Raw genomic sequence first — 17,747 nt, forward strand, 5'->3', positions numbered from 1 at the left:
GTTTTTAAATCAATGCAGCTTCAGGCGTGGCTCGGTGCCGCGACCGATCTTGCTGCCCAGCATCAGCATCGCCGTGCGAAACGGCCCGTACAGCGCCATCTGGTGCATGCGGTACAGCGAGACATAGAACATCCGCGCCAGCCAGCCCTCGAGCATCACACTGCCGGTCAGGTTGCCCATCAAGTTACCCACAGCCGAGAAGCGCGACAGCGAAATCAGCGAGCCGTAGTCGGTGTATTTGTACTCCGGCAGGGTCTTGCCTTCGATGCGCAGCTTGAGCGACTTGGCCAGCAACGAAGCTTGTTGGTGCGCGGCTTGCGCACGCGGTGGCACGTTGCGATCCGAACCCGGTTGTGGGCACGCGGCGCAGTCACCGAAGGCGAAAATGTTTTCGTCGCGGGTGGTCTGCAACGTCGGCAGCACTTGCAGCTGATTGATACGGTTGGTTTCCAGACCGTCGATGTCCTTGAGGAAACCCGGCGCGCGAATCCCGGCAGCCCAGACTTTCAGGCTGGCCTTGATCACGTTGCCATCGGCGGTGATCAGGCTGTCGGCGGTCACTTCGCTGACCGAAGCGTTGGTCATCACATTGACCCCGAGTTTCTCCAGAGTCTTGTGCACCGGGCCGCTGATGCGCTCCGGCAGGGCTGGCAGCACCCGAGGGCCGGCTTCGATCAGGGTGATGTGCATGTTTTCCGGTTTGATCCGGTCCAGGCCGTAGGCCGCCAGTTCGTGTGCGGCATTGTGCAGTTCTGCCGCCAGCTCGACGCCCGTGGCGCCGGCCCCGACGATCGCCACACTGATCTGCTCGATCACATCGGTCTGCCCGGCATGCGCGCGCAGATAGTGGTTGAGCAGTTGCTGGTGAAAACGCTCGGCCTGTTTACGAGTGTCGAGGAACAGGCAGTGCTGCGCCGCGCCCTGGGTACCGAAGTCGTTGGTGGTGCTGCCGACACTGATCACCAGCGAGTCGTAGGCCACTTCACGAGCCGGTACCAGTTCCACGCCATTCTCGTCGTAGGTGGCGGCCAGCTGGATTTTCTTCTGCGCGCGATCAAGCCCGCTCATACGCCCAAGCTGGAACTCGAAGTGGTTCCATTTCGCCTGGGCAACATAGTTGAGTTCGTCTTCGGAAGAGTTCAGCGATCCGGCGGCCACTTCGTGCAGCAGTGGTTTCCAGATGTGCGTGAGGTTCGCGTCGACCAGCATCACACTGGCCGTGCCGCGCTTGCCCAGAGTCTTACCCAGACGGGTAGCCAGCTCCAGACCGCCGGCGCCGCCGCCGACAATAACAATACGATGGGACATAGGGATAACTCGCAAGGTTTTTAAAGGAAATCGGTGCGGTTACCCGAGCGAGCGCGAGGCAGCTCATAGCGTCAGGTAACTGATTAATCGGCTCAGCAAGCCCAGACCAATGGTCACTGCCAGTACCAGCACCAGGAGCATCCACGGCCGGAAAGGCCGGCGCTCGACACGGTGTTGGGACAACTGCAGGTACTCTTCGACATGCTTCTGGTCTTCGGGGTTCAGGCGGCTGGTCATAAAGGCCTCGTCAGGTAGACGTTGCTGAAGGTGGGGAAGCTACAGCGGTTTTTAACCCGGGTTGAAGGCAGCATAGCCACTGGCCGGAACCGGTTCGACAGAAACACCGTCGTCGAGGCGAATGATCCCGCTTTGTAACACCCGCGCGGTAATTCCGCCATGCCCGCGCACCGCTTGAAAGGTGCCGGGGCCAAGGTTGTTTTGCAGGCGCGCGCAGGGCTGACACCAGCCGGTGGTCTCGAATATTGCCTGACCGATGCGAAAGCGCCGACCCTTGAGACTAAACAGATTGATACCGCTGATGACCAGATTGCGCCGCAGGTCTTCAGGCCTCACGGGTTGATCTTCAGGCCGGCCCATCAACGCGCTGATGACCGCCAGGTGTTCGAACTGAATCAACGTCACTTGCCGCGCATTGCGCACGCCGGGGCGGGCGTGGTCACCGGTCAATCCGGCTTCGAGCCGTGCCTCGACGGCGTCGAGCTCGATCATCGGGCCGCGAGACTCGGGGCGCACGCCGATCCAGCGTACGCGGCCAGTCTGCGGGACTTCGGCAATCAACTGCTGCAGCGGCGTCACAGGCTGATCCCGACATCGAAGACGATGCTGCGACCGAGGTTGCTGCGCAGAAAGTCCGGCGCATCGGGATGGGCGAACAGCACTCGGGCGAAGGTCGGGCCGACCAGCGACAGCGAGCGCCAACCCTGACGCAGATACTCGGTCGGCGGTGGAAAATGGCTGTTCAGGTCCAGCACCTCGCGCTTGAGGCTGGCGAAGGCAATGATGTCCAGTTCACCCAGATCCATACCGCGTTCTTTGTAGTTGTGCGCTTTTTTGCGCAAGGTCGGCGCCAGTCGCAGCAAGAACTCATTGGCCGGGATCCGCCGTGGCTTGGCTTCACGGCGCACCAGTTGGCTGAGGGAAAACGCACTGCGGCGACGTTGCAGTTCATCGCGCCATTCGTCGTTGAGTCGGCGGCCTTCATCGAGAACGAAGAACACTTCGAAATTGGCATCGCGAAACAGCACGTCCGGCGGCTCGCCAGCGGGGGCGAACTCATCGGCGCGGTAAGGGATGTTCAAGCCTTGCAGCAGGCGCTGGCAGACCCAACGCTCACGCTCCCATTTGCGGGCATTGGACAGGAACGCGTTGGCTTGCTCGGCCGCAATGGTCAGCAGGCGTAAGTAATCTGAGTCATCCATAGGCCCAAGCTTAGCGTTCAAATGCGACAAGCAGAAAGCTTTGCATCGGCTGATGCCTGGAAGAGGGCGGTGTAGACTCCGATGAAGGAATCAAACCCATGGAGAAGGTAAGGGATTCATGATCGGTGCAGAACTGCTGTCTTCGACAATCCTGACACTTGGCTGGCTGATTTACCTGCCGGTGCTGGCCTGGGCGATCTGTCGTGCGCCGTGGGTCGAGTTGTTCACTGACAGTCGCCGCCAGCATCTGCTGTTCGGCACGGTGTTCGCCTTGTTTCTGCTGTGGATGGTGCGCAGGGATTTCGACACCGGGGTTTCTTATCACTTTATCGGCATGACCGCCGTGACGTTGCTGCTCGACTGGCCGCTGGCGATCATCGGCGGGCTGGTGGCGCAGTTGGGGCTGGTGTTGCTCGGGCGCCAGGATCTGGCGGCGGTCGGGGTCAACGGTACGTTGCTGATCCTGTTGCCGGTGTTGATCACCGAGTGCGTGGCGATCATCGTCGAGCGTGCCCAGCCGCGTAATCCGTTTGTGTACATCTTCTATTCCGGGTTCTTTGCGGCGGCGTTGTCGGCGTTGCTGTGCCTGACATTGAGCCTGGGCCTGCTGTGGTACGACGGTCTGTTCGCCATGCCGGAATGGCTGGAAGACTTCATCGGCTACCTGTGGCTGCTGATTTTCCCCGAAGCCTTTATCAACGGCATGGTGATCAGCGCGCTGGTGGTGTTCAGTCCGGAGTGGCTGGAAACCTTCAACCGCACCCGCTACCTTTCGGCGCCCTGGAAGGACGACGATCCCAAGTCTTGATCCACATCAAACCCGCCACCCGCACGGCATTTCATGCTCGGCCAAATTCCTTCAGGAGCAGCGGCATGAGTGTTTACGAGTGGGCGAGGCAGGAGACACGGCAGAGTCTGGACATGGCGCTGGAGGTGGGTTTCGATCCGGGCCTGAGCTTGCGCGCCTTGCTCAGCGCGGTGGTGCAACAGAGCAAGACGGTGCGCAACGCCGAAGACCTGGCCGACGAGTTGCGCTTTCTCGCGGAAAACCTCGACGACGATCAGGACTACGGCTTCATGCGGCCCTGATCTCAGTGACGCGGGTCGAAATCGCCGGAGAACATTTCGTCTTCGGCATCCGGGGCGACCGGAATCTTGTGCTCTTCGGACGCCCAGGCGCCGAGGTCGATCAGCTTGCAACGATCGGAGCAGAACGGACGGAATTTGTTCTCGGGGGTGAATTCCACGGGGGCGCCGCAGGTTGGGCATTCGACGGTTGTAGGGCTCATGACTGGCCTCCGGATAAAGTCAGGTAAAAGTGATGCAGACGCTCGACTTCGCTGTGCAGCCAGGCGAGGTCGCGGTCGTTGACCACTACATCGTCGGCGTGGCTCACGCGATCTTCGCGGCTCGACTGGGCCTTGAGGATCGCCTGGACCTGCTGTTCGCTGGTCTGGTCGCGCTGCAAGGTGCGTTCGATCTGCAGTTGTTGCGGGGCGTCGATCACCAGAATCCGCTGGGTCATCGTGTGTTGCCCGGATTCGATCAACAGCGGCGACACCAGAATCGCGTACGGCGATTTTGCCAGCGCCAGATGATGGGCGATTTCCTCGGCGATCAACGGATGCAGCAGGGCTTCGAGCCAGCGGCGTTCCTCCGGCACTTCAAAGATCAGCTGGCGCAGAGCGGCGCGGTTCAGCGTGCCGTCAGCCTGCAACACATCCGCGCCGAAGTGCTCGGCAATCTTTGCCAGTGCCGGACGTCCCGGCTCGACTACCCAGCGCGCCGCATGGTCGGCGTCGACCACATGGATTCCGAGATCGATGAAGTGCTGGGCCGCGGCGCTTTTACCGCTGCCGATGCCGCCGGTCAGGCCGAGAATCCAGGGTTTTTCCACAGGGGTATTCATTTCAAACCGACAAACTGCCAATAGAAGTCGGTTATTTGACCACCCCAGAGCAAGGCAATCCAGCCGGCAATTGCCAGATACGGGCCGAAGGGGATCGGCGTCGAGGTTTTCTGCTCGCGCAGACGCAACAGAATCACCCCGACAATCGCCCCCACCAGCGATGACAGCAGGATCGTCAGCGGCAGTATCTGCCAGCCACCCCAGGCCCCGAGCAGCGCCAGCAGCTTGAAATCCCCGTGGCCGATGCCGTCCTTGCCGGTCAGCAGCTTGAACAGCCAGAACACCGACCACAGCGCCATGTAACCGGCCACCGCGCCCCACAGCGCCGCGTTTAGCGAGACGAACAGCCCGAAACTGTTGACGATCAGCCCCAGCCACAACAATGGCAACACCAGCACATCGGGCAGCAGTTGATGTTCGGTGTCGATCAGACTCATCGCCAGCAGCCCCCAGGTGAAGACGATCAACAGACCGGCCGGCCAGCCGAACCCCAGATGCCAGGCGACGAATGCCGAGAGCAGGCCGCAGGCCAGTTCGGTCAGGGGATATCGTATGCTGATGGGGGCGGCACACGCCGAACAGCGTCCGCGCAGGAACAGGTAGCTGAGCAGTGGAATGTTCTCCCACGCCCGAATCCGGTGGCCGCAGTGCGGGCACTGGGAGTGCGGCAGCATCAGGTTGTAGGTTGGCAGCGGCGTTTCGCTCGGCAGGCCAAGGACGTCCTGCGCCTGCTGGCGCCAATCGCGCTCGAGCATTTTCGGCAGACGCCAGACCAGCACGTTGAGAAAACTGCCGACCACCAGCCCCAGCAGCAGGGCGGCGAGTACGAAGGCCAGCGGATACAGACTGAAGAGTTCGTCGATAGGCATGTCAGATCGCTGAGCCGAGTTGGAAAATCGGCAGGTACATGGCCACGACCAGCCCGCCGACGATGACCCCGAGCACCACCATGATGAACGGCTCCATCAGGCTGGTGAGGTTGTCGACCATGTTATCCACTTCGTCCTCATAAAAACCGGCGACCTTGTCGAGCATGTCATCCAGTGCGCCCGACTCCTCACCGATGGCGGTCATCTGCACTGCCATGTTGGGGAAGACCCCGGTGCTGCGCATGGAAAAATTCAGCTGCATGCCGGTGGCGACGTCCTGGCGGATACGCAGCACGGCACGTTTGAACACCACGTTGCCGGTGGCGCCGGCCACCGAATCCAGTGCTTCCACCAGTGGCACGCCAGCGGCGAAGGTGGTCGACAGGGTGCGGGCGAATCGCGCCACCGCCGATTTGTACATCAGCGTGCCCACCAGCGGCAGCTTCAGCAGCCAGGTGTCTTTGCGGTCGCGCAAGGCCTGGGATTTCTTCAGCGCATGACGGATGCCGAACACCGCCGCAATCAGCGCGCCGAGCACTATCCACCACCATTGCTGCATGAACTCCGAGATGCTGATCACCATCAGGGTAAAGGCCGGCAGTTCAGCACCGAAACCGGAGAATACCGCCTGGAATTGCGGCACCACTTTCACCAGCAAAATCCCCGTGACCACCATCGCCACCAGTACCACGGCGGCGGGATAGGTCATGGCTTTCTTGATCTTGGCCTTGAGCGCTTCGCTTTTTTCCTTATAGGTCGCGACCCGTTCCAGCAACGTATCGAGGGCGCCGGATTGCTCGCCGGCATCCACCAGGTTGCAATACAACTCATCGAAATACTGCGGCTTCTTGCGCAGGGCCGCAGCAAAGCTGTTGCCGGCGGCCACTTCCTGCTTAACCTCGTCCACCAGTTTGCGCATCGCCGGGTTGTCGAAGCCTTCGCCAATGATGTCGAACGACTGCAACAGCGGTACGCCGGCCTTCATCATGGTCGCCATCTGCCGCGTGAACAGGGCGATGTCCTGGGCCTTGATGCGTTTGCCGAGGCTGAGCAAGGAGGTGGATTTCTTGCGCACCTTGCCTGGATTGATCCCTTGTTTGCGCAGCTGGGCCTTGATCAGCGCAGGGTTCTGCCCGCTCAACTCGCCCGTGACCTTGCTGCCTTTGCGATCCGTGCCTTCCCAGGCGTAGATGCTGATTTTCGCTGCCTTGACCGCCATGTTCAGTCCTTGGTGACCCGGTTGATTTCTTCCAGGCTGGTGATGCCTTGCATGGCCTTGTGCAGGCCCGAGGTGCGCAGGTCGTCGAAGCCGTCGCGACGCATCTGGCTGTCGATTTCCAGCGAATTGCCTTCGGCCATGATCAGCCGTTGCAGGTCAGGGGTGTTTTTCACCACTTCGTAAATCCCCACGCGTCCCTTGTAGCCGCCGTTGCAGAGGTCGCAACCGACCGGCTCATAGATCGTGAAACTGCCGATCTGTTCCGGCGGGAAACCTTCCTTGATCAGCGTTTCGCGGGGGATCTCGATCGGTTTCTTGCAGTGGCTGCACAGCTTGCGCGCCAGACGCTGGGCGATGATCAGGCTCACCGAGGTGGCGATGTTGAACCCGGGAATGCCCATGTTGTGCAGACGCGTCAGGGTTTCGGCGGCGCTGTTGGTGTGCAGCGTGGACAGCACCAGGTGGCCGGTCTGCGCGGCCTTGATCGCGATTTCGGCGGTTTCCAGATCGCGGATTTCCCCGACCATGATCACGTCCGGGTCCTGCCGCAGAAACGAACGCAGGGCCTGGGCAAAGTCCAGTCCTTGCTTGGGATTGACGTTGACCTGGTTGATGCCTTCCATGTTGATTTCCACCGGGTCTTCGGCGGTGGAAATGTTGATGTCGACGGTGTTGAGGATATTCAGGCCGGTGTACAGCGATACGGTTTTCCCCGACCCGGTAGGCCCGGTTACCAGAATCATCCCTTGGGGCTGCTTGAGCGCTGCCATGTACAGGTCTTTCTGCGCCGGTTCGTAACCCAGCGCATCGATGCCGATCTGTGCGCTGGAGGGATCGAGAATCCGGATCACCACTTTTTCGCCCCACAGGGTCGGCAGGGTGTTGACCCGGAAGTCGATCGACTTGCTCTTCGACAGGCGCATCTTGATCCGCCCGTCCTGGGGTTTGCGGCGCTCCGAGATATCCAGGCTGGCCATGACTTTCAGGCGTGCGGCGATTCGCCCGGCCAACTGGATCGGCGGTTTGGCCACCTCGCGCAGGATGCCGTCGGTACGCACCCGCACCCGGAAGTTTTTTTCGTAGGGTTCGAAGTGCAGGTCCGACGAGCCACTTTTGATCGCGTCGAGCAGCATCTTGTGCACGAAGCGCACGACCGGTGCGTCGTCGGCGTCGAGTCCGCCAATGGCGTCCTGGCGGCTGTCGTCGACGGACTCGACATCCACGCCGTCGAGATCGACGTCGGCCATTTCTTCGAGGCCGCTGGCGTGGGTGTCGAAGAATTTCTCGATGGCCTCGGTGAGCTTGTCGTCCTCCACCAGAATGGCTTCGGTGCTCAGCCCGGTGCTGAACTGAATGTCATTGATCGCCTGATGATTGCTCGGGTCGGAAATGCCCACGAACAGTTTGTTGCCACGGCGCCACAAGGGCAGGGCGTGGTGCTGGCGCACCAGTTTTTCACTGACCAGGCCTTTGGGCTGGGTTTCCTTGTCGAGGCAGTTGAGGTCCATGAAGGCCATGCCGAAATGCTCGGAAGCGATCTCGGCGACCTGTGAGCTCTTCACCAGTTTGTTCTGCACCAGGTAACTGACCAGCGACAGCCGATTGCGCTGCGCCTGTTGCCAGGCCTGCTGGGCGCTTTTTTCCGTAAGCAGTTCGGCCTGTACCAATTGCTTGGCCAGACCGCTCAGAGCGATGTCATTCATGGGGATTCCGGATGCTGACAGTTCATGACTTATAGCCTAGTCAAGTGACAGCGCCAAACACGCCCGGTACAGGTGACAAAAAGTGTCAGATAGTGCGGTTACGGGTTGTAGGAAAGCGCGACACGGCCCCTTTATGCCGAGCGCACGGGGTCTGCAAGCGGTTGGCACGGCCTATGCTGAGCCCTTTGCAGATCATGAGATTCCGACTCATGCATGGAGAGCCTGTCTATGAACAACCAAAAAGGTTTCACTCTGATCGAGCTGCTGATCGTGGTGGCGATCATCGGCATTCTGGCGACCATCGCCCTGCCGCAATACTCCAAGTATCAGGCGCGTTCGAAGGTGACGGCAGGTCTGGCCGAAATCAGCGCGCTGAAGGTGCCGTTCGAGGACACCATTAATCAAGGTACCGATCCAACCCTGTTACTTGTGGCCGGTAGTGCCACAGCTACCACCTCCAACTGCACACTGGCGGCTTCGGGAACAGCTGCGACAGGTGCCGGCACCATTACCTGCACACTGGTGAACGCCCCGGGCCCGGTGCTGGGTAAAACCATCACCCTTACCCGCACGGGGGCTGCAACCGGCAACACCTCCGGCGTCTGGAGCTGTGCGTCGACCGTCAACCCGGACTACGCGCCTAAAGGTTGCGCGGGTACCGGTGCCTGATCTATTCAGCAAACGGCCTGAGATGCCCCGCGATGCGGGGCATTTTTTTTGCCTTTTTGCGCTGGAAAAAAGCTTCAATAATTTCAGCGTGTTAGGAACTTTCCGAAAAGCCGCAACTTGCATGTCGATAATGCATGCGTCATGCAAATTGCATGATTCCGAAAATTTGGCTAATTCATAACTAATTGATTTATAACGATTTATTGTCTTTCGAAAAGTTGGCACAGCCTTCGCAATATACCCAGTAACCCTGCTGACAAGACAACCAGCAGACTTTCCAGAAAAACAGGAGTTACTCGTATGAAGAAGTTCGCTATCACTGCCGCTGCTGCTACCGCGCTGACCCTGACCATGGCTTCCGGTGCTTTCGCACAAACCACCCAGGCTACTCAGGCTCCAATGACTCTGGCTGCTGGTGAAATGACCAAGGCTAAAGAAGCTACTTCCGATACCTGGATCACTACCAAAGTCAAAAGCGACCTGGTAACCGAAAAAGGCATTCCAGGCACTGACATCAAAGTTGAAACCAACAAAGGCGTTGTATCCCTGTCCTCCACTGTTGCAGTGACCGAGGCTCAGAAAACCACCGCCGTGGCTATCGCCAAGAAAATCAAAGGCGTCAAAGCGGTCTCCGCTGACGGCCTGAAAGCCGAGTAAGGCATGACTTCTCGCCTGGACCGGGAGAAGGCGCGACAGACGGGCCGAGCAATACGTCTGCCGCAACTTTAGAGTTCATGCGAACGGTCACACGGACGTGACCATTACGGGCCCCGGCACTTGTGTCGGGGCCTGTTCTATTTCAGGTCAGCAAAAGCTAAATGTGGGAGCGGGCTTGCTCGCGAATGCGGTGTGTCAGCAGGCATATTCATCAGCTGACACACTGCATTCGCGAGCAAGCCCGCTCCCACAGGGATATAGGTTGTGGTTCAGTTACCGCGCTTGCTGTTGATCTGCCGCAGGCGGTTGCCTTCAAAGCGCAGGTACTGGTACATGCCGTTGCTCGGGCCGTAGGTCCATTCCTCGACCTGAAACTCTTCGCGGCGATTGGCGCTGCGCTTGTAGCCGAGGACATCGCGGCTGACCGGTTCGCCACACTTTTGCAGCACTTCGCTGGTGCGGTCGCCGAGACTGACCAACTGACTGCCGCAGCGCAGGGTGTCGGAGGCCAGCGCGGGGCTGGCGGCGAGCAGCAGTGTCAGCGCAACCAGCCAGTTGTGGTTCATCACTCGGCGTCCAGGTGCATTTGCGTCACGACCCGACCATCGCTTTCGGCCTCGCCAAGGTTGGCGTCGATGAAGTACACCCGGTCATCCGCCAGTTGGCCCTTGTCGACCAGGTAGTCCTTGATGCTGCTGGCGCGTTCCTGCCCCAACTGCCGCAGCAGCACATCGCTGGAACTCCAGAACTTGATCACGCCGTCACGCATTTTCGCCGTGCGTTCTTCCTTGCCCAGATCCTTCCATTCGGCCGGTGGCTGGGTTTTCAGTCGGGTGCGGTAGATGCCTTCGAGCAGCGGGCCTTTTTCGCTGTCCGGCACCTGCAGCAGGGAAGCCTGAGCCGGGACCTTGTCGCCTCGGCGCTGGAGCATCTTGTAGTAGTTGTACTGGTATTCGCGCTCCAGACGCTGTTCGGCGATCAACGGACCGTCGCTGCTCTGAGCGGCGGTGCCTTCGATTTCCAGGCGCAGGGCCGGACGTTCCTTGAGGGCTTGGGACAGTTTGTCCAGCGCCGACTGGGCGTCCTTGCTCAGGTCGCTGGACCCCGGGGCAAAGGATACGGTGCCGAGGTCTTCGGAACCGCCGCCGTTGATCAGCCCGCCAATCAGCTTGAACGGTGCCGCGGCAGCTTTGACGATGAGATTACGCAGGGTCTGCCAGACAATTGGCATCACGCTGAACTGTGGGTTATTCAGATCGCCAGTCACCGGCAGCTCGATGGAAATCTTGCCATCGACGTCCTTGAGCAGGGCAATCGCCAGCTTCAGTGGCAGGCTCACGGCATCCGGGCTGTCGACTTTCTCGCCGAGTTGCAGTTGCTCGACCACCACTTTGTTTTCAGCCTTCAACTGGCCCTTGGTGATCAGGTAGTGCAGGTCGAGGTTGAGCCGGCCCTTGCGGATGCGGTAACCGGCGAACTTGCCGGAGTACGGCGTCAGTGTCGTCAGTTCGACACGTTTGAAGCTGGTGGCGATGTCGAGGCTGGCCATCGGATCGAACGGGTTGACCGCACCTTTGATGGTCACCGGTGCATAGCGATCGACCTTGCCCTTGACGTCGACGCTGGCCGGTTTCGCCTGACGGCTGTCGATGGTACCGATCTGGCCGTTGAGCTGTTGCACCGCCGTAGCGAAATTCGGCGTCAGGCTGAAGTCGGCGAAATTGGCCGAGCCGTCGTTGATCGCAATCGCGCCGATGTGAATGCCCAGTGGTTTATCTTTGCTGGGCGGTTTCGCTGCCGCAGGTTTCGCACCGCTGTTGGCGGGCTGCGGGATCAGCAGGTCGTCAATGTTGGTGGTGCGGTCATCGTTGATCATGAACCGCACATACGGCTGGAACAGGTTGACCTTGTCGATCGACAGGCTGTCACCGTGCTGATAATTCAGACCTTCGACCACCACTTGCTGCCACTTGAGGAAGTCGCGGTTTTTCAGGGTGTCGAGGGTGTGCAATTGATCGATCTGCGCACGCCCGGTCACGCCGAGTGCCAGGGGGGCGGTGCTCTTGAGGTTGACCTTGAGGTCACTGCCGAGCATGCCGCTGCGCAGCTCCAGGCGAATGAACGGATTGATGTAGGACTGCGCGACACGCAGGTCGATGTCTTGGGTTTTCACGTTGAGTTGGGCGGTGACCGGGGCCAGGTTGACCACGCCGTCGGCGTTGATCTTGCCTTGTTTGCCCAAGCCGCTGTCGAGCCTGACTTTGAAAGGCGAGCCGTTGAGGCTGTCGAAATCCTGCAGGTCGATGTTCAGCGGGGTGATGTCCAGCGCCACCGGCGGGTTGGCCGAACGGTCGGCGAGATGCACGGTGTAGTTGCGTAGCTGTACGTCTTTGAGCAGCACTTGCCAAGGCTTGCTCGGCGCGCCCGGCGCTTTCGGCGAGTCGGCGGCGGCTGGAGTGGACTTGGGTTCGGCGGCGGCCTTGGCGGCCGGTTTCGATGGCTGGCTGGCGAACAGTTTCTGCCAGTCGAGCTGGCCGTCGGCTTCGAGCGCGGCCCAGGTTTCCAGTTTGTTGCTGCGGATCTTGCCGACCACCACTTGCTGTTTGGCCAGGTCGACCGAGGTCTCGCTGACATCGAGGCGTTCGAGATTCGCCAGCGGGCGGCCGTCCGGCGCCTTGATCGCGAACGGCGCAATGCTCACCGCGACGTTGTTCAACAGCAGTTCGGTTTCTTTCGACAGATTCAGTTTGTATTCGGTGCTGAGGTTGATCACGCCGTCTTCGAGCACCAAGGGCAGCGCATCGCGCACGTAGGGCCAGAAGGATTTCATCTTGCCGTCGGTGACTTTCAAAGTGCCTTCGGAGGTGAACGGGATCAGGCTGAAGTTGCCTTTCCAGTCGATCTTCCCACCGGCCGGGCCGGCAGCCACCAGGGTCATGTCAGCATTGTCTTCGGGCAGGGTGCTGAGGTTTTTCAGTTCGAAGTCGAGTTTGTCGTAGAGGAACTCGATCGGCTCGCTCGGCCGGGCGTCCTGGAAATGCACGTTGCCCCCGGCCAGTTGAATGCGGTCGATGCGCAGCGGGAACGGCTTGGCATTCGGGTCGGCCGGGGTCGGCTCGCTGGCGGGAATTTTGAACAGGCCCAGCAGATTGAGCTGGCCGTCCTTGGCGAAGAGGACTTCAGTCTTGGGCTTGTCCAGCTCGATATCGGCCAGATGCAGCGCCTTGGTCCACAGGCTGTCGAGTTGCAGGTTGGCGTACAGCCGCTCGAAACCGACCTGCTCCTTGCCCGGCTCACCGATGACCAGCCCCCACAGGGTGACTTCAAGGCTGAACGGATTGAGTTCGATGCGCTGGATATGCGCCGGCACTGTCGCGTAGTTGGCCAACTGCTGGTTGGCGATGCGCAGGGCGATGCCCGGCAAAATCAGAAACCCCAGCAGGCTGTAGAGGGCCAGAGCAGTCAACAAGGCGCCAATCGCGCGAATCAATCCTTTGGGCATGTGCGGCTTCATCTCTGAATCGGAGTGCCTTGGAGTATGGCACGCGATTCTGGTTCCGAAGTACATCGTGGGGTGCAGGATTGTTCAGATTGTTCTGTAGGACCAAGACACTGTGGGAGCGAGCTTGCTCGCGAAAGCGGTGGATCAGTCGAGAAATATGCTGACTGACACGCCGCCTTCGCGAGCAAGTTCGCTCCCACATTGGATGGTTGCCAGTCCCGCAGGGGGGGTTACAGCTGCAGGATCAGGGTTTTCAGCGGTGGTTGTTGATCCCGCGACGGGAAGTCCGCGCCCGGGGTCATCACGCTCCATTCGCGCACCGGGCGCCCGGCCTTCTCGGCGCAGCGCAGGACCTGTTCACGCCAGTCATCCATGCTGACTTTTGCCAGGTTGTTGCAGCAGATCAGTACGCCGTTGTCGGCGGTGGTCAGCAGTGCCGGTTTGAGCAGGCTCTGATAGTCGCGCAGCAGGTCGACGGTGCCGAACGCGCTCTTGGCCCAGGCCGGTGGATCGAGCAGCACCAGATCGTATTGACGCTGGTCGAGACGCTGATAGCTCGGCAGTTTCTGCCCGCGCCGCTGGCTGATCGGCAGCCCGGCAAGTTGACGGATCGCCGGAAAGTAATCGGACTGGATAAATTGCATCTCGGGCAACTGCGGATTGAGCAGACCGTTTTCGCGGCCGACGGCCAGATTGCCTTCGGCGAAATCCAGGTTGCACACCTCGCGCGCGCCACCGGCGGCGGCACTGAGGCCGACGCCGCAGGTGTAGGCGAACAGGTTGAGCACACTTTTGCCTTTGGCGTGATCCTTGACCCAGCCGCGGGTGTTGCGCAGGTCGAGGAACAGCAGCGGGTCCTGCCCGGCATGGCGCCCACGCACGCGATAGTTCAGGCCCCATTCGTGGCCGACCAGATCCGCCAGGGCGGCCTCGTCGGCGCGGTAGACGCTGTCTTCGCGATCGATCCGCGAGTTGCCGCGGGAGCGGTCGTTGTAGACCAACAGCGTTTCAAAGCCCAGGGTCTGGTTGACCATGGCGTGCAGTTGCAGCAGGTCGTCACGCTCCAGGGTCTGGTGAAAACTTTGCACCAGCAATTGCGGGCCGTAGCGGTCGACGGTCAGGCCACCGGCGCCTTCCTGGCTGCCGTGGAACAGGCGATAGCAATCGGTGCCCTGGCTGTGCAGCTCAGCGAGCAGATCCTGGCGTTGATCGAGGGCGGCGCGCAGCGCCTGATTCAAGGAAGACATGCGTGCGCCTTGCTGGTGAGAATGGGGGCGCGGGAGTTTAGCAGTTACCGAAGCCCTGAGACATTGCGCAGATCTGTGGCGAGGGAGCTTGCTCCCGCTCGAGTGCGAAGCGCTCGCAACATTCCGAGGGTCGCTGCGCAACCCAGCGGGAGCAAGCTCCCTCGCCACAGGTTCTGTGTATAAATCAGGTGAGCAGTCCCATTCGGCGTTTGGCCCGCTGTACCGAACCATTGCGCATCGCCCAGCGCAGCATCGGCGCACTGCGCTTGACGCTGGCGCGGATCAATTGGCGTTGCAGCGGGTTCTGCCGTATGCCGAACAGGTCACTGGCCCAGTCCGGCAGCAGATCGATGCCGGCCTTCATCATCAGGTCACCAAACGGTCGGGCCAGCACGCTCGGGGCTGGCGCGTCGAGCAGCAGGCGCAGGACTTCGCGGCTGCGCTCATCACAGAGCAGTTGCGGGCGCATGCGTTGCAGATAGTCGGCCACGGCTTGCCGCGATTTCGGCACATCCCGCGCACCCAGGCGCTCGGCGACCACGGCGATTTCCGCGTAGTAGCGATCCTGATCCGCCCCCGACAATTGCGGATTGCGGTAACGCAAATGCGCCGCAAGAAAATGGCTGACCTCGGCCACATGCACCCAGGTCAACAGGTCCGGATCGCTGGCCGCATACGGCCGGCCATCCGGCGCGGTACCGACCACTTGCAGGTGAATGGTGCGCACCTTGTCGATCAGCCATTCGGCGTCGCGGCGCGAGCCGAAGGTGGTGCCGGAGACAAACTGACTGGTGCGGCGCAAACGTCCGAGCATGTCCTGACGAAAATTCGAATGATCCCAGACCCCGGCCAGCGCCAGTGGATGCAGGGCTTGCAGCAACAGCGCGCTGATGCCGCCGATCAGCATGCTGCTGAAGTCGCCATGCACTTGCCAACTGACCGAGTCCGGCCCGAACAGCCCGGGATCGCCCTTGGGATTTTCCAGATCGAGCTGACCGAGGGACAGACCGGTCAGGCTCATGAGTTGGTTTTCGATACGGCTGCGGATGAATTCCATGACAACTCATTGGTGGTGGAGGGCGCGGTCGGTTGGCCGCGCCGGAGATGTTACTGATTCAGGCGCTTGTCGATCAGGCCCTGGACCACGCTCGGATCGGCCAGGGTCGAGGTGTCGCCGAGGCTGTCGAGTTCGTTGCAGGCGATCTTGCGCAGGATCCGCCGCATGATCTTGCCTGAGCGGGTTTTCGGCAAGGCCGGCGCCCACTGGATCAGGTCCGGTTTGGCGAAGCTGCCGATTTCCTTGCTGACGTGGGCCAGCAGTTCTTTCTTCAGCTCATCGCTCGGCTCGAAGCCGTTCATGGGCGTGACGAAGGCGTAGATGCCCTGGCCTTTGACGTCGTGCGGGTAACCGACCACGGCGGCCTCGGCGATGCTGTCGTGCAGGACCAGCGCGCTTTCCACTTCGGCGGTGCCGATGCGGTGGCCGGAGACGTTGATCACGTCATCGATGCGCCCGGTGATCCAGTAATCGCCGTCTTCGTCGCGGCGTGCGCCATCACCGGTGAAGTAATAGCCGGGGTAAGGTTTGAAATAGGTGTCGACCATTCTTTGCGGATCGCCGTAGACGCTGCGGATCTGCGCCGGCCAGCTGGACTTGATCGCCAGCACGCCACTGCCGGCGCCTTTGATTTCCTTGCCGTGCTCGTCGAGCAGCACCGGTTGCACGCCGAACATTGGCTGCGTGGCGCAACCCGGCTTGATGCGTTGCGCACTGACCAGCGGGCTGAGCATGATCCCGCCGGTTTCGGTCTGCCACCAGGTATCGACAATCGGGCAGCGCTGCTCGCCGACCACGTTGAAATACCATTCCCACGCTTCCGGGTTGATTGGCTCACCGACGCTGCCGAGCAATCTGAGGCTTTGGCGCGACGTTTCCTGCAACGGCCCGGCACCTTCGCGCATCAACGCGCGCAGGGCGGTCGGCGCGGTGTAGAAAATGTTGACGTGGTGTTTGTCGATCACCTGCCAGAAGCGCGAAGTGCTCGGATAACTTGGCACGCCTTCGAAGATCAGCGTGGTTGCGCCGTTGGCCAGCGGGCCGTAGACGATGTAACTGTGGCCGGTCACCCAGCCGACGTCGGCGGTGCACCAGAACACTTCGCCTTCGCGGTAATCGAGCACGTACTTGAAGGTCATCGCCGCTTGCAGCAGGTAGCCGCCGGTGGTGTGCAGCACGCCCTTGGGTTTGCCGGTGCTGCCGGAGGTGTAGAGGATGAACAGCGGATCTTCGGCGTCCATCGGTTCTGGCGGGCAATCGTCGCTGACCTCACGTACGGCCTGGTGATACCAGAGGTCACGACCCTCGACCCAATCGACCTGGCCTTGGCTGCGCTCGACTACGACGACGGTGCTGACGTCCGGGCAACTTTGCAGGGCCTTGTCGACGTTGTGCTTGAGCGGGACGAACTTGCCGCCGCGTACGCCTTCATCGGCGGTGATCACGGTGCGGCAGTCGGCGTCGAGGATGCGGTCACGCAATGAGTCCGGGGAGAAGCCGCCGAACACCACCGAATGAATCGCGCCGATCCGCGCGCAGGCGAGCATGGCGTAGGCCGCCTCGGGGATCATCGGCATGTAGATGCACACCCGATCACCTTTTTTCACCCCACGGCTTTTCAGCACATTGGCCAGGCGGCAGACGTGATGGTGGAGTTTTTTGTAGGTGATCTGCGCCGATTCGGCAGGGTCGTCGCCTTCCCAGAGAATCGCGGTCTGCTCGCCGCGCTGGGCGAGGTGACGGTCGATGCAGTTGTAGCTGACGTTCAGTTGGCCGCCGGCAAACCAGGACGCCTCACCGGTTTTCAGGTCGTAGCGCTGCACGGTCTGCCACGGTGTGCTCCAGTCGAGGAAGCGGGTGGCCTGTTCGGCCCAGAAGGCGCTGGGGTGTTCAATGGATTCGCGGTACAGACGCTTATAGTCGTCCTGACTCAACTGCGCAGCCCGGCGGACGGCATCGGCTTTGGGGAACGTGCTGATATCGAACATGACGGTTCCTTATTCTTGTTGTGCGACAGGAATAAAGATGCGCCGAGAGGGCCAAGGGTTCAAGCCGCATCAGGAATCTGATGTTTGAGCCTGATTTTGAATACCCCCTAAAACAACTGTAGGAGTGGGGGGGGGGGGGGGGGGGGGGGGGGGGGGGGGGGGGGTGGGGGGGGGGGGGGG

General features: G+C 60.9%; 18 protein-coding genes. 4 read left to right on the top strand and 14 right to left on the bottom strand.

The features are described from left to right. Nucleotides 1-9: 9 nt before the first annotated feature. From NTD85_RS23105 to NTD85_RS23120, 4 genes are all read right to left on the bottom strand, one after another. Entirely contained in the window at nt 10-1,308 is a 1,299-nt protein-coding gene (locus tag NTD85_RS23105; protein WP_003228306.1) for an NAD(P)/FAD-dependent oxidoreductase, read from the bottom strand. Nucleotides 1,309-1,371: 63 nt separating this feature from the next. Beyond that, nucleotides 1,372-1,545, bottom strand: coding sequence for a DUF3094 family protein (locus tag NTD85_RS23110; protein ID WP_003228304.1), 174 nt, complete (start codon nt 1,543-1,545; stop codon nt 1,372-1,374). Nucleotides 1,546-1,596: 51 nt separating this feature from the next. Continuing rightward, the gene (locus NTD85_RS23115) at nt 1,597-2,124 is read right to left on the bottom strand and encodes an MOSC domain-containing protein (protein ID WP_262143296.1); all 528 of its coding nucleotides are present in this window, start codon (nt 2,122-2,124) and stop codon (nt 1,597-1,599) included. Next, nucleotides 2,121-2,747 (bottom strand): DUF1780 domain-containing protein, encoded by a 627-nt coding sequence (locus NTD85_RS23120; RefSeq protein WP_003228301.1) that lies wholly within the window; start codon nt 2,745-2,747, stop codon nt 2,121-2,123. Before NTD85_RS23120 ends, NTD85_RS23115 begins: the two co-directional genes overlap by 4 nt. Nucleotides 2,748-2,865: 118 nt before the next feature. On the opposite strand from NTD85_RS23120, the gene NTD85_RS23125 reads away from it, so the two are divergent. After that, nucleotides 2,866-3,555, top strand: coding sequence for an energy-coupling factor ABC transporter permease (locus NTD85_RS23125; RefSeq protein WP_262143297.1), 690 nt, complete (start codon nt 2,866-2,868; stop codon nt 3,553-3,555). A 65-nt stretch (nt 3,556-3,620) separates the two neighbouring features. Beyond that, on the top strand, nt 3,621-3,836 hold the full coding sequence (locus NTD85_RS23130; protein ID WP_003228298.1) for a hypothetical protein: 216 nt from the start codon (nt 3,621-3,623) through the stop codon (nt 3,834-3,836). A gap of 2 nt (nt 3,837-3,838) precedes the next feature. On the opposite strand, the gene yacG is transcribed toward NTD85_RS23130, so the two are convergent. Genes yacG through pilB form a run of 5 tightly spaced genes read right to left on the bottom strand, consistent with a single transcriptional unit; the run spans nt 3,839 to nt 8,447 of the window. Then, nucleotides 3,839-4,036 (bottom strand): DNA gyrase inhibitor YacG, encoded by a 198-nt coding sequence (gene yacG / locus NTD85_RS23135; RefSeq protein ID WP_003228296.1) that lies wholly within the window; start codon nt 4,034-4,036, stop codon nt 3,839-3,841. Next, nucleotides 4,033-4,656 carry a dephospho-CoA kinase gene (coaE, locus tag NTD85_RS23140; protein ID WP_262143298.1) on the bottom strand — a complete coding sequence of 208 codons (624 nt, stop codon included), beginning with the start codon at nt 4,654-4,656 and terminating at the stop codon, nt 4,033-4,035. Before coaE ends, yacG begins: the two co-directional genes overlap by 4 nt. Then, nucleotides 4,653-5,525, bottom strand: coding sequence for a prepilin peptidase (locus NTD85_RS23145; RefSeq protein ID WP_262143299.1), 873 nt, complete (start codon nt 5,523-5,525; stop codon nt 4,653-4,655). The genes coaE and NTD85_RS23145 overlap by 4 nt, the downstream gene beginning before the upstream one ends. A gap of 1 nt (nt 5,526) precedes the next feature. Next, entirely contained in the window at nt 5,527-6,744 is a 1,218-nt protein-coding gene (locus NTD85_RS23150; protein ID WP_003228289.1) for a type II secretion system F family protein, read from the bottom strand. Nucleotides 6,745-6,746: 2 nt separating this feature from the next. Next, complete coding sequence (pilB, locus tag NTD85_RS23155) at nt 6,747-8,447, bottom strand: type IV-A pilus assembly ATPase PilB (protein WP_262143300.1); 1,701 nt, start codon at nt 8,445-8,447, stop codon at nt 6,747-6,749. A 228-nt stretch (nt 8,448-8,675) separates the two neighbouring features. Here pilB and NTD85_RS23160 point away from each other — a divergent pair, with 228 nt between their 5' ends. Together NTD85_RS23160 and NTD85_RS23165 are read left to right on the top strand one after the other, a co-directional pair. Beyond that, nucleotides 8,676-9,116, top strand: coding sequence for a pilin (locus tag NTD85_RS23160; RefSeq protein ID WP_003228285.1), 441 nt, complete (start codon nt 8,676-8,678; stop codon nt 9,114-9,116). Nucleotides 9,117-9,416: 300 nt separating this feature from the next. Beyond that, the gene (locus tag NTD85_RS23165; RefSeq protein ID WP_262143301.1) at nt 9,417-9,773 is read left to right on the top strand and encodes a BON domain-containing protein; all 357 of its coding nucleotides are present in this window, start codon (nt 9,417-9,419) and stop codon (nt 9,771-9,773) included. A 269-nt stretch (nt 9,774-10,042) separates the two neighbouring features. On the opposite strand, the gene NTD85_RS23170 is transcribed toward NTD85_RS23165, so the two are convergent. The 5 genes from NTD85_RS23170 to acs all read right to left on the bottom strand — a co-directional run bounded on the left by NTD85_RS23170 (nt 10,043) and on the right by acs (nt 17,567). Beyond that, a complete protein-coding gene (locus tag NTD85_RS23170; protein WP_003228281.1) occupies nt 10,043-10,339 on the bottom strand; it encodes a DUF2845 domain-containing protein in 297 nt (98 codons plus the stop codon). Then, nucleotides 10,339-13,287, bottom strand: coding sequence for a DUF748 domain-containing protein (locus tag NTD85_RS23175; RefSeq protein ID WP_262143302.1), 2,949 nt, complete (start codon nt 13,285-13,287; stop codon nt 10,339-10,341). Before NTD85_RS23175 ends, NTD85_RS23170 begins: the two co-directional genes overlap by 1 nt. A 218-nt stretch (nt 13,288-13,505) precedes the next feature. After that, nucleotides 13,506-14,522 (bottom strand): class I SAM-dependent rRNA methyltransferase, encoded by a 1,017-nt coding sequence (locus tag NTD85_RS23180; protein WP_103521370.1) that lies wholly within the window; start codon nt 14,520-14,522, stop codon nt 13,506-13,508. 184 nt (nt 14,523-14,706) lie between these two features. Continuing rightward, nucleotides 14,707-15,579 carry an oxygenase MpaB family protein gene (locus tag NTD85_RS23185; protein WP_103521369.1) on the bottom strand — a complete coding sequence of 291 codons (873 nt, stop codon included), beginning with the start codon at nt 15,577-15,579 and terminating at the stop codon, nt 14,707-14,709. Nucleotides 15,580-15,629: 50 nt separating this feature from the next. Next, nucleotides 15,630-17,567 (bottom strand): acetate--CoA ligase, encoded by a 1,938-nt coding sequence (gene acs, locus NTD85_RS23190; RefSeq protein ID WP_262143303.1) that lies wholly within the window; start codon nt 17,565-17,567, stop codon nt 15,630-15,632. Between the last annotated feature and the right edge of the window lie 180 nt (nt 17,568-17,747).

It is taken from the genome of Pseudomonas sp. 13B_3.2_Bac1, from assembly GCF_025466205.1.
Lineage (GTDB): Bacteria > Pseudomonadota > Gammaproteobacteria > Pseudomonadales > Pseudomonadaceae > Aquipseudomonas > Aquipseudomonas fluorescens_H.

Coding starts and splice junctions, on each gene's coding strand:
- NTD85_RS23105 (WP_003228306.1), bottom strand. CDS start 1,308: ATGTCCCATCGTATTGTTATTGTCGGCGGCGGCGCCGGCGGTCTGGAG.
- NTD85_RS23110 (WP_003228304.1), bottom strand. CDS start 1,545: ATGACCAGCCGCCTGAACCCCGAAGACCAGAAGCATGTCGAAGAGTAC.
- NTD85_RS23120 (WP_003228301.1), bottom strand. CDS start 2,747: ATGGATGACTCAGATTACTTACGCCTGCTGACCATTGCGGCCGAGCAA.
- NTD85_RS23125 (WP_262143297.1), top strand. CDS start 2,866: ATGATCGGTGCAGAACTGCTGTCTTCGACAATCCTGACACTTGGCTGG.
- NTD85_RS23130 (WP_003228298.1), top strand. CDS start 3,621: ATGAGTGTTTACGAGTGGGCGAGGCAGGAGACACGGCAGAGTCTGGAC.
- yacG (WP_003228296.1), bottom strand. CDS start 4,036: ATGAGCCCTACAACCGTCGAATGCCCAACCTGCGGCGCCCCCGTGGAA.
- coaE (WP_262143298.1), bottom strand. CDS start 4,656: ATGAATACCCCTGTGGAAAAACCCTGGATTCTCGGCCTGACCGGCGGC.
- NTD85_RS23145 (WP_262143299.1), bottom strand. CDS start 5,525: ATGCCTATCGACGAACTCTTCAGTCTGTATCCGCTGGCCTTCGTACTC.
- NTD85_RS23150 (WP_003228289.1), bottom strand. CDS start 6,744: ATGGCGGTCAAGGCAGCGAAAATCAGCATCTACGCCTGGGAAGGCACG.
- pilB (WP_262143300.1), bottom strand. CDS start 8,447: ATGAATGACATCGCTCTGAGCGGTCTGGCCAAGCAATTGGTACAGGCC.
- NTD85_RS23160 (WP_003228285.1), top strand. CDS start 8,676: ATGAACAACCAAAAAGGTTTCACTCTGATCGAGCTGCTGATCGTGGTG.
- NTD85_RS23165 (WP_262143301.1), top strand. CDS start 9,417: ATGAAGAAGTTCGCTATCACTGCCGCTGCTGCTACCGCGCTGACCCTG.
- NTD85_RS23170 (WP_003228281.1), bottom strand. CDS start 10,339: ATGAACCACAACTGGCTGGTTGCGCTGACACTGCTGCTCGCCGCCAGC.
- NTD85_RS23175 (WP_262143302.1), bottom strand. CDS start 13,287: ATGAAGCCGCACATGCCCAAAGGATTGATTCGCGCGATTGGCGCCTTG.
- NTD85_RS23180 (WP_103521370.1), bottom strand. CDS start 14,522: ATGTCTTCCTTGAATCAGGCGCTGCGCGCCGCCCTCGATCAACGCCAG.
- NTD85_RS23185 (WP_103521369.1), bottom strand. CDS start 15,579: ATGGAATTCATCCGCAGCCGTATCGAAAACCAACTCATGAGCCTGACC.
- acs (WP_262143303.1), bottom strand. CDS start 17,567: ATGTTCGATATCAGCACGTTCCCCAAAGCCGATGCCGTCCGCCGGGCT.